The sequence below is a fragment of the Nitrosophilus sp. genome (assembly GCF_982775275.1).
In genome coordinates this window covers 1-9,448 of record NZ_CEXZHP010000049.1, presented here as the reverse complement: position 1 = coordinate 9,448, position 9,448 = coordinate 1, and the positions used below count along the sequence as shown (strand labels likewise).

The following is a 9,448-nucleotide window of genomic DNA, read 5'->3' as shown; positions in this document are numbered from 1 at the left end:
TAAAAAACCATTATAAAGAACACTCGGTTTTTAAACTTGACGAATCAAGATTTGCCTTGATTTTAAATAATATTAGTTCATTAAAAGAGTTAAAAAATATATTAAAGCCCTTATTTGATATATCCGAAAAATTAATAAAAATTAATGATCATGAAGTTAATTTAAAATTAAGATTGGGTGCGGTTTTTTTCCCATACTTTAATTGCGAGAAAGACACCCTTATAAAATATGCGAAATTTGCGGCAAATGAAGCGACAAAATTAGATAAAAAGTTTGTCGTTTTTACACAAGATTTAAAAGAAAAAATAGAAAAGAGAGATTTTATATTAAATAATCTTCCAAAAGCTATTAAAAACGGAGAGTTAAAACTATTTTTCCAACCAAAAATGAATTTAAAAAATAATAAAATTGAAAGCGCTGAAGTATTAATAAGATGGATACATCCAAAAATAGGCAATATTCCTCCTTCCGTTTTTATTCCCATTGCAGAACAAACAAATATGATTATAGATATTGGGGAGTTCGTGATAGAAGAATCTTTCAAATATTTATCAAAAAGATCAAAAATGAATATGCCAAAAATCACGCTTGCTATTAACATCTCGCAAAAGCAATTGATGCAAAAAAATATATTAAGATTTTTTGAAGAAAAATTAAAAAAATATGATTTAATTCCGGATTTAATAGAATTAGAAATCACGGAAAGTTCAATTATGGAAAATGAAGAAGTTGCCGTATCAATATTAAAAAGTTTAAAAAATATAGGATTTCATATATCTTTAGATGATTTTGGAACCGGTTATTCTTCTTTAAATCTTTTATCAAAACTCCCTATCGATAAATTAAAAATCGATAGGTCTTTTATTATCAAACACAAATCAAAAAAAGATTTGATTATTTTAAATCATATCTCGTCATTAGCGAAACATTTAAATCTTAAAATCGTAATAGAAGGTATAGAATCAAATGAACAGCTTTTATTATCCAAAAAATTAAAATGTTATGAAGTCCAAGGCTATTTAATATCAAAACCTTTAAACATGCAAAACTTTAATATTTTTTTAAAAAATCACAATTCAATTAAAAAAGATATCAGCTTTTTAGCGTTTAACACGGCATAACCTTCAAAATCGTTATTAAAATAGCAAAAGACTCTTTTATTTCTTTTTACAAACTCTTCGATTCTTTTTGCCCACTCTTTTAAATACTCCTCGCTATAAGAGCCTCTATATCTTCCGCTTGGTCCATGAAATCTTATATAGATATCCTCAGACGTAACAACAATGGGACTCTTTTTTTGCTCAAAATCATGTATACAAAATGAGATATTATAATGTTTTAATAGTTCAAAAGTTTCATCTTCATACCAGCTATCATGCCTAAACTCAATACCATAATGGTAACTTGGCGGTAAAATATGCAAAAAAGAGGATAAAAGAGTTAAATCTTTTTTAAAAGATGGAGGGAGCTGAAAAAGTATAATGCCTATCTTTTTTTTAAGAGGTTTTAATAGATGCAAAAAAAGATATATATCATCTTTGACATCTTTCAATCTTTTATAATGGGTAATCCCTCTATAGGCTTTAAAAGAGAAGAGAAAATCATCGGGAGTTTTTTCGTCCCAATGAATTATAGTTTTCGCCTTTGGTAGGTGATAAAAGGTTGAATTTAACTCAACTGTTTTAAAATTTTTCACATAAAAATCAAAATATCTGCTTTTTGGTAAATCCAAAGGGTAAAAAACACCCTTCCAATGTTCATAATAAAACCCAGATGTCCCGATATACGCACTACCTCTCATATATCCCCATCAAGACGGCTTCATCTATTATATGATCTTTTATAAGATCTAATAATCTTTTTTTATCGATTCCGGGCTGAATATTGAGTTCAATATCAAGTGCATACGCTTTAATAAAATATCTATGGGCGCCATATGGCGGACAGGGACCTCCATATCCAATTTTTCCAAAATCGTTAACTCCTTGCAAGATATTATATTCAAGCTCCGGTATGTTTGGGATTCCTTCTGGAAGGGAGCCGATCTGTGCTGGAATATTGTAAATTACCCAATGAACAAACGTTCCTACCGGTGCGTCTGGGTCATCCATTATAATAGCAAGAGTTTTGGCATTTTTGGGAACATCTTCAAATTTTAATGGAATCGATATATCCTCACCGTCGCATGTATATTTTGAGGGAATAAATCCTCCATTTTCAAATACCGGACTTTTTATAATCATGGCGTATCCTTTAAGGTTTATTAATATTATCAAAATAGCTTTGATAATTTTTTTCATACTTTCTCCTAGATATAATTTAAAATCTCTTTTAAATCTTTTTTATCTATTATAACATTTGCCTCTTTTTTTAATATATCTTTTGCGCAAAAGGCTATCTTTTTTTGTGCAAATTTAAACATGCTTCTATCGTTTGCTCCATCCCCAACTGCTATGGTGTTTTCTTTGCTTACCCCCAAAATTCGTTGCAATCTTTGAAGCATATCACCCTTACTAAAATCAAACATCATATCTCCGCCCACTAGACCTGTTAATATTTTATTTTTTGAGTGCAAAATATTTGAAAAATCCGCATCAAATTTCAAGATAGATCTAGCATGACTTGTTGCGTTTCTAAATCCTCCGCTAAAAACGATCACTTTATATCCTCTATTTTTGAGCTCTTTTATGGTCTCTTTGGCTCCTGGCATAAATGGAAGATTTTGACAAATCTCATCAACTTTTTCAACTTCCAATCCTTCTAAAAGCTTTACCCTCGTTATTAAACTTTCAAAAAAATCAAGCTCACCTCTCATAGCCATTTCGGTAATCTCGGAAACTTTATCTTTTAGCCCCAAGGGAGCGGCCAAAAAATCTATCGTTTCTCCATCCATCAAAGTAGAGTCAAAATCAAAAACGCAAAGTTTCATTTTTCTCCTTTCAGATCATATCTTAAATATCGCCATTTGCGCCAATATGCTATAATACCCCAAAAACCTTAACAAGAGGATAAAATGTTTGAACAATTTGTAGATAAACTTCAAAAGGATAGATTTATAACTTTAGAAACCACTCCCGCTCACGAACCTACAATAGATCCTATGATCCAAAAGCTGGCAAAACTTAAAAATTTAAATAAAATAGACGGTTTTAGCGCAACGGACAATCCTCTTGCAAGATTAAAATACAACTCCATTTTAGCCGCCATAAAACTTCAAAAATATTTTAATAAACCAGTTATTGCTACAATGAGTATGAGAGATAGAAATAAAATAGCCTTGCAATCTGACCTTTTAGGAGCCAACGATTTTAACGTTAGAGCCATTCTTGCTTTAACGGGAGATAGCGCAAAAATTAGCGATCAGCCAAATACTAAAGGAGTTTTTGAAGGCGATAGCACACTTTTGCTTGATATCATAAAATGTTTTAACGCAGGAATTGATTATGCGGGAAAACCCTTTAAGATAAAACCTAAAAAAATTTACGCCTTTAGCGTTAGCAACTCTTTTGCCAAAAAAGAGTCCACTTTAACTAAAAAATTCGCAAAAAAAATTGATCACGGAGCGATAGGTATAATTACCCAACCGGTGTTTGATATAGAAAACGCAAAAAACCTTGTTAAACTTTTTTATCAAACAAGAAAAAATTTCACAAACGAAAAGGCAAAAAGCGAGATAATACTCGGTTTTTTCCCAATAACAAGACTTAGAACCGCTCAGTTTTTAGCATCTCACGTCCCGGGAATAAACGTCCCTTCCTCTTTAATAGACGCTTTATATAAAGCTAAAAAGATATCCGATGAAGAAGAGGAAAAGATTGGACTTGAAATTAGCAAAAAACTTTTTAACGATCTTATAAGAGTGCATCCAAAGATTCATATAATGACCGCAAATAGATTTGAGCTGGCCGATTTTATGCTAGAGAGTCTATAAATCACACAACCTTTCTTATATAAAATCTCTCCTCGGCATACTCAAAAATCTCTCCGTTACACTCTAATGACGGAAGATTTATATAAAGTATCTCATCAACTACTTCCATTACATTTTGATGAAAATGCCCTTCAAGAACGATTTTTACGTCATTTTTTTTATAATGGGATATTTTATTTTTAATAACTTCTGAAAAATTTTCTATATTTTTACACAAATTTTTTGAAGCGTTATACTCTTGAATCTTTTTATATAAAAATCCCTTTGTGATTTTATTGAAAAATTCAAGAACCTTTAAAACCCTATCCTCTCTAATAGTATTTATATATGTCTCATATTCGCTATTTAGCCAAAGATCTCCGTGAGCCAAAGCCACTTTTTCATCTTTTGCCATAAATATTACTGGTTGCTCTTCTCTTGAGAAAACCTCCATATAAGGAAATACCTCTTTTAGATTAAAATCGTGGTTTCCTTCAAAATAGTAGCACTCATACTTTTTCGACAACTCTTCTAATCTCTCAATAACCTCGATATTTTCGGCTATACTTGATCTTATCTCTCCAACTAAAAGATCAAAAATATCCCCCATAAAAAATATTTGAGTTGGAATAATCTCATGAGATTCTATCCTATCTAAAAGTTTTAAAAATTTCTCTCTAACCCCTTTTTGATAATGAACGTCTGCGATAAAAATGGCCTCTTCTTTTATTTTACGGAACATATGCAATCCTTGGTATAGAAATATCTTCTTGAATATTAAACATTAAATTTGCGTTTACCACCGCCTGAGAACTTGCTCCTCTTAAAAGATTATCGATAGCAGTTGAGATAAATAGATTGTTTTTATTTTTTTGAACAAAAATATCGCAAAAATTTGTTCCACTTACGCTTTTTACGTCAACTGGAGAGTTTTTAACTCTGATAAACTTCTCATCATAATAAAAATCCTTTAATACCCCTTGAGGATCGATATCTGCCTTTAATCTTACATATGAGCTAACAAGCATACCCCTTGTAATAGGCAATAGATGTGGAACGAAATTTATATCAAAATTTTGGTTTGATAATTTATAAAGTTTTTCAAAAATTTCGATAGAGTGTCTATGATAAATTGGATTATATGCAAAAATATTTTCATTTATAGTTACGTAGTGGGTATTTTTTACACATTTTTTTCCGGCTCCACTTACGCCACTTTTTGCGTCTATATATATTGGAAAACTTGGGTCAATATAGGGTAAAAAAGGGATAAGTCCAAGAAGTGTGGCAGTTGGATAACAGCCAGGATTTGCGACTAATGAGGCTTTTTCGATATCTTTTTTATAAATTTCTGGAAGCCCGTATACTGCCTCTTTTAAATGATCAACATCTTCATGTTTACAATAAAATTTTTCATAATTTTTTAAATCCAATCTATAATCAGCCGACAAATCTACCACTTTTACGCCACAATCTAAAATCTCTTTTGCGAATTTCATAGCGCTTTTGTGAGGAAGCGCCAAAAATACCAGATCAAGCTGACACAACTTTTTTATATCAACTTTTTCGATTTGGATATCTAAAACATCGGCCAAAGAGGGAAAAACCTCGCTGATATTCTCTCCTCCTTCGCTACTTGCAAGATAGGTTAATTCAAAATATGGATGATTTAGCAAGATTTTAATAAGCTCCAATCCTGTATAACCGGTAGCTCCAACGATAGCGCATTTGATATTCAATATATATCCTTTATCTCTCAAAATTTATGGGTTTATAATAGATCTCTAAAATCTCAAAATCGATCTCTCCTTTTGGAAGTTTAACAGTAATCTCATCCCCCTCCTCTTTTCCCAAAAGCTGTCTTGCAAGAGGAGTGTTATAAGAGATTAGTCCATGTTCTGGATTGCTTTCTGTTGCCCCTACTATCGTATATTCTATCTCTTCATCCTCTTCTATATCCAAAAGTTTTACTGTTGATCCAAAACTCACCTTTTCGTGAGAAAGTTTTGAAGGGTCGATAACTTGAGCTCTAGATAAGATATCGGCAAGTTCGGCAAGTCTCGCGTCAATAAAAGCAAGTCTCTCCCTTGCCGCGTGATACTCGGCGTTTTCTCTCAAATCTCCATGCTCTTTGGCTTTTTCTATCTCTACTACAACTTTTGGTCTTTCTTCTTTTAGCGCTTCCAACTCTTCTTGGAGTTTTTTATATCCATATTCCGTCATAGGCTCTTTTTGCACATTCTCTCCTTATTTTAATAAATATTTTTTAGTATAATTATATCAACTTTTAGGAGAAGTAATGAAAATTTTGGTTAGCGCTATTGAAAGATCCGCAAATATTCATCTAAAAGAGGTTTTAAAAAATAGCGATTTTGAAATTTTTGGGATTTTTGACAAAGAGCTAGGAGATCCTATCATAGATCTTCAATCCCTCTCAATTATGGGATTTGTTGACGCTTTAAAAAAGATTCCACTTTTTTTCGAGCTTAAAAAAGAGATGATATCTTTGGCAAAAGAGGCGGATAAGGTATTGTTAATAGACTCATCAGGCTTTAATCTGCCCCTTGCAAAAAGCATAAAAAAAAGATATCCAAATAAAAAAATAATCTATTATATACTTCCACAGGCCTGGGCGTGGAGAAAAGGGAGGATAAAGGAGCTTGAAAAGTATGTTGATAGATTATGCTCTATTTTACCCTTTGAGAAAAAATATTATTCAAAAAACGCCCCAATAGAGTATGTGGGTCATCCTTTGTTGGATGAGATAAAAAACTTCAAAAACACTCTTACAAACTCCGATATCATAGCCTTTATGCCTGGAAGCAGAAAAAGCGAAATAAAAAGATTGATGCCTATTTTTAAAGAGGTAAGAAGCGCTATCGATAAAAAAGCCTATCTAGTTATTCCTAAACATTTTAACAAAAAAGATATAGATTTAATTTATGGAGATATAAAAGATTTCGAGATTTCTTATAGCGCTCACGACACACTTTTTAAAGCCGAATTTGCTTTTATATGCAGCGGGACGGCTACTTTAGAAAGCGCTCTAATAGGCACTCCATTGATACTCTCTTATATCGCTAACGATTTAGATTACTATATAGCCAAAAATCTGGTAAATTTAGAGTATGTAGGACTTGCCAATATTTTTGCCAAAGATTTTTTAAATGAGACTATTCATCCAGAATTTATCCAAAAAAGTGTATCATCTAAAAATCTAATCGATTCATACAAAAATTTCGACAAAGAAGCCTTTTTAAAAAAATCGTTAAAACTTAGAAAATACCTAAAGCATGGAAGCTCAAAAAGAGTTGCAAATATTTTAAAGGAAGAATAAAATGGATTTTATCGATTTAAAAGCCCAATATAGAGCCTACAAAGAAGAGATCGACAAAGAGGTTTTAAATATTATGGAATCGGCCTCTTTTATTGGCGGTAAAAAAATAGAAGAGCTTGAGAGGAAATTATGCGAATTTACCGAATCAAAATATGCCATAACCTGCAGTAGCGGCACAGACGCTCTTTTATTGGCGCTTTTGGCCTTAGATATTAAAAAGGGTGACGAAGTAATTACCACTCCTTTTACCTTTATAGCTACCGCGGAAGTTATAGCATTTTTAAAGGCAAAGCCGGTTTTTGTGGATATTGAGGAAAATAGTTATAACATAGACGTTAACAAAATAGAAGAAAAAATCACTAAAAAAACAAAAGCTATAATTGCTGTAAGTCTTTATGGACAGCCTGCGGATATGGACGAAATCAATGAAATCGCAAAAAAATATAATCTTACGGTGATAGAAGATGGCGCTCAAAGTTTTGGAGCGACATACAAAGGCAAAAGAAGCTGTAATTTGAGCGAAATAGGCTGCACTAGTTTTTTCCCTTCAAAACCTTTGGGATGCTATGGGGATGGAGGAGCAGTCTTTACAAATAACGAAGAGCTGGCAAATAAGATAAAAATGTTAAAAAACCATGGTCAAAGCAGAAGATACGAACATGATATAATAGGATTAAACGCAAGACTTGATACTATTCAAGCGGCAATTCTTCTTGTAAAACTAAAATATTTTGGATATGAGATAGAAAAAAGGATAGAACTTGGAGATAGATATACTAAATTTTTAAGGGATTTTGTAATAACTCCCTATATAAAGAATGACAGAACTTCAGTTTATGCCCAATACTCAATCAGGGTAAAAAATAGAAAAATAGTCCAAAATAGACTTAAAGAAAAAAATATCCCAACCGCTATTCATTATCCAAAGCCTCTTCATTTACAAAAGGCTTTTAGCTATCTTGGATATAAAGAGGGAGACTTTCTTGTTAGTGAAAAAGTATCAAAAGAGATATTAAGCCTTCCTATGAGTCCTTTTTTAACAATCGAAGACCAAGACTATATTATAAACACTCTTATTGAAATTTTATAGGATGGATTATGATAAATATCGCAATTATAGGCCTTGGGGCTATGGGGAAAAATCATTATAGAGTTTTAAAAAATATTAACGAAGTTAAAATCTCTGCTCTTTGCGATATCGCTAAAAATCACGATTTTAGCGAACCTTTTTATACCGATATAGATCAAATGTTTAAAAATGAGAAAATTGACGCAACAATTATTGCCGTTCCTACATTTTTACATAAAAAAATAGCTCTAAAGGTCGCACAATATAATATAGATATGTTTATTGAGAAACCGGTAGCCTCAAAAATAGAAGATGCTTATGATATCCTAGACTTGGTGCAAAAAAAAGGATTAAAATGCGCTATAGGGCATGTTGAGAGATTTAACCCCGCTATTTTAAATCTAAAGGAAGAGTTAAAAAATAGAACCATCTATACTATCGAAATTACAAGAGTCGGTCCTTTTCCCCCAAGAATTAGCGATGTTGGGGTTTTAACCGATCTAGCGGTTCATGATATCGACCTAATAAGATATATAACCGGGAAAGATATTTTGGATAAATCTATCTTTAAATCTCAAAAAATTCACAACCATTATGAAGACAACGCAGTTTTAAGCTTTTTACTTGAAGATGAGATTATAGCAAGCATAACGACAAACTGGCTTACGCCTTTTAAAAGAAGAAAGGTTGAAGTCGCTTGCGAAAAGGTATATTTTGAAGCAGATCTTATCGCCCAAACCCTACAGGAGTTTTCAGATTATAAAACTGATAACTCATATCGGGTTAGAGATCTTCATATCAAAAAAGATGAACCGCTACTAAAAGAGTTAAAAGCTTTTATAAGCTATTTAAAAAGCGGCGATAGGGGAGATTTGGCATCCATAGAAGATAGCATAGAAACTCTAAAGGTTGCCTTACCTTGATAGATACGGCGATATCTTTACTCTCTATTTATATTTTTATAGCTGCCGGATATTTTTCAAAAAAGTTTTTTAAAGAGGCACTAACAGAAAAAACGCTAATTCTTCTTTCGGTTTATATACTTCAGCCTTTTTTAACCTTTTGGGGGCTTTTAAAAAAAGAGATAGATTTCGATCTTGGATTAACTCCTCTATTTTTTGTTTTGATTTTG

11 protein-coding genes and 1 pseudogene are annotated in these 9,448 nt (G+C 32.0%); 6 read left to right on the top strand and 6 right to left on the bottom strand.

Going from position 1 to position 9,448, the window contains the following annotated elements:
- Nucleotides 1-1,121 (top strand): putative bifunctional diguanylate cyclase/phosphodiesterase (locus AC30RD_RS03885; protein ID WP_489492938.1); only part of this gene is annotated, 1,121 nt, incomplete at its 5' end.
- Here AC30RD_RS03885 and AC30RD_RS03880 read toward each other — a convergent pair.
- The 3 genes from AC30RD_RS03880 to serB are packed head-to-tail and all read right to left on the bottom strand — an operon-like array spanning nucleotide 1,070 to nucleotide 2,929.
- Entirely contained in the window at nucleotides 1,070-1,801 is a 732-nt protein-coding gene (locus AC30RD_RS03880) for a DUF72 domain-containing protein (protein WP_489492937.1), read from the bottom strand. The genes AC30RD_RS03885 and AC30RD_RS03880 overlap by 52 nt on opposite strands.
- The gene (locus AC30RD_RS03875; protein WP_489492936.1) at nucleotides 1,791-2,300 is read right to left on the bottom strand and encodes a YbhB/YbcL family Raf kinase inhibitor-like protein; all 510 of its coding nucleotides are present in this window, start codon (nucleotides 2,298-2,300) and stop codon (nucleotides 1,791-1,793) included. Before AC30RD_RS03875 ends, AC30RD_RS03880 begins: the two co-directional genes overlap by 11 nt.
- A gap of 8 nt (nucleotides 2,301-2,308) precedes the next feature.
- Complete coding sequence (gene serB, locus AC30RD_RS03870) at nucleotides 2,309-2,929, bottom strand: phosphoserine phosphatase SerB (protein ID WP_489492935.1); 621 nt, start codon at nucleotides 2,927-2,929, stop codon at nucleotides 2,309-2,311.
- 84 nt (nucleotides 2,930-3,013) lie between these two features.
- Here serB and AC30RD_RS03865 point away from each other — a divergent pair, with 84 nt between their 5' ends.
- Nucleotides 3,014-3,931 carry a methylenetetrahydrofolate reductase gene (locus tag AC30RD_RS03865; protein WP_489492934.1) on the top strand — a complete coding sequence of 306 codons (918 nt, stop codon included), beginning with the start codon at nucleotides 3,014-3,016 and terminating at the stop codon, nucleotides 3,929-3,931.
- A gap of 1 nt (nucleotide 3,932) precedes the next feature.
- Here AC30RD_RS03865 and AC30RD_RS03860 read toward each other — a convergent pair whose 3' ends face one another.
- Genes AC30RD_RS03860 through greA form a run of 3 tightly spaced genes read right to left on the bottom strand, consistent with a single transcriptional unit; the run spans nucleotide 3,933 to nucleotide 6,148 of the window.
- Complete coding sequence (locus AC30RD_RS03860; protein WP_489492933.1) at nucleotides 3,933-4,652, bottom strand: UDP-2,3-diacylglucosamine diphosphatase; 720 nt, start codon at nucleotides 4,650-4,652, stop codon at nucleotides 3,933-3,935.
- A complete protein-coding gene (gene argC, locus AC30RD_RS03855) occupies nucleotides 4,642-5,652 on the bottom strand; it encodes an N-acetyl-gamma-glutamyl-phosphate reductase (RefSeq protein WP_489492939.1) in 1,011 nt (336 codons plus the stop codon). The genes AC30RD_RS03860 and argC overlap by 11 nt, the downstream gene beginning before the upstream one ends.
- 7 nt (nucleotides 5,653-5,659) lie before the next feature.
- Entirely contained in the window at nucleotides 5,660-6,148 is a 489-nt protein-coding gene (gene greA, locus AC30RD_RS03850) for a transcription elongation factor GreA (RefSeq protein ID WP_489492931.1), read from the bottom strand.
- 61 nt (nucleotides 6,149-6,209) lie between these two features.
- Between greA and lpxB the strand changes: the two genes are divergently transcribed.
- From lpxB to AC30RD_RS03830, 4 genes and pseudogenes are all read left to right on the top strand, one after another.
- Entirely contained in the window at nucleotides 6,210-7,247 is a 1,038-nt protein-coding gene (lpxB, locus tag AC30RD_RS03845) for a lipid-A-disaccharide synthase (protein ID WP_489492930.1), read from the top strand.
- A gap of 1 nt (nucleotide 7,248) precedes the next feature.
- Nucleotides 7,249-8,337 (top strand): DegT/DnrJ/EryC1/StrS family aminotransferase, encoded by a 1,089-nt coding sequence (locus AC30RD_RS03840; protein ID WP_489492928.1) that lies wholly within the window; start codon nucleotides 7,249-7,251, stop codon nucleotides 8,335-8,337.
- An 8-nt stretch (nucleotides 8,338-8,345) separates the two neighbouring features.
- Nucleotides 8,346-9,239, top strand: a complete 894-nt coding sequence (locus AC30RD_RS03835; protein WP_489492926.1) for a Gfo/Idh/MocA family protein — start codon at nucleotides 8,346-8,348, stop codon at nucleotides 9,237-9,239.
- Nucleotides 9,236-9,448: pseudogene (locus AC30RD_RS03830) on the top strand (AEC family transporter); the annotation flags it as partial. The gene AC30RD_RS03835 and the pseudogene AC30RD_RS03830, both read left to right, overlap by 4 nt.

Bases quoted from the DNA above. Each gene is read 5' to 3' on its own strand.
- AC30RD_RS03880 (WP_489492937.1), bottom strand. From the start codon at position 1,801: ATGAGAGGTAGTGCGTATATCGGGACATCTGGGTTTTATTATGAACAT.
- AC30RD_RS03875 (WP_489492936.1), bottom strand. From the start codon at position 2,300: ATGAAAAAAATTATCAAAGCTATTTTGATAATATTAATAAACCTTAAA.
- serB (WP_489492935.1), bottom strand. From the start codon at position 2,929: ATGAAACTTTGCGTTTTTGATTTTGACTCTACTTTGATGGATGGAGAA.
- AC30RD_RS03865 (WP_489492934.1), top strand. From the start codon at position 3,014: ATGTTTGAACAATTTGTAGATAAACTTCAAAAGGATAGATTTATAACT.
- AC30RD_RS03860 (WP_489492933.1), bottom strand. From the start codon at position 4,652: ATGTTCCGTAAAATAAAAGAAGAGGCCATTTTTATCGCAGACGTTCAT.
- lpxB (WP_489492930.1), top strand. From the start codon at position 6,210: ATGAAAATTTTGGTTAGCGCTATTGAAAGATCCGCAAATATTCATCTA.
- AC30RD_RS03840 (WP_489492928.1), top strand. From the start codon at position 7,249: ATGGATTTTATCGATTTAAAAGCCCAATATAGAGCCTACAAAGAAGAG.
- AC30RD_RS03835 (WP_489492926.1), top strand. From the start codon at position 8,346: ATGATAAATATCGCAATTATAGGCCTTGGGGCTATGGGGAAAAATCAT.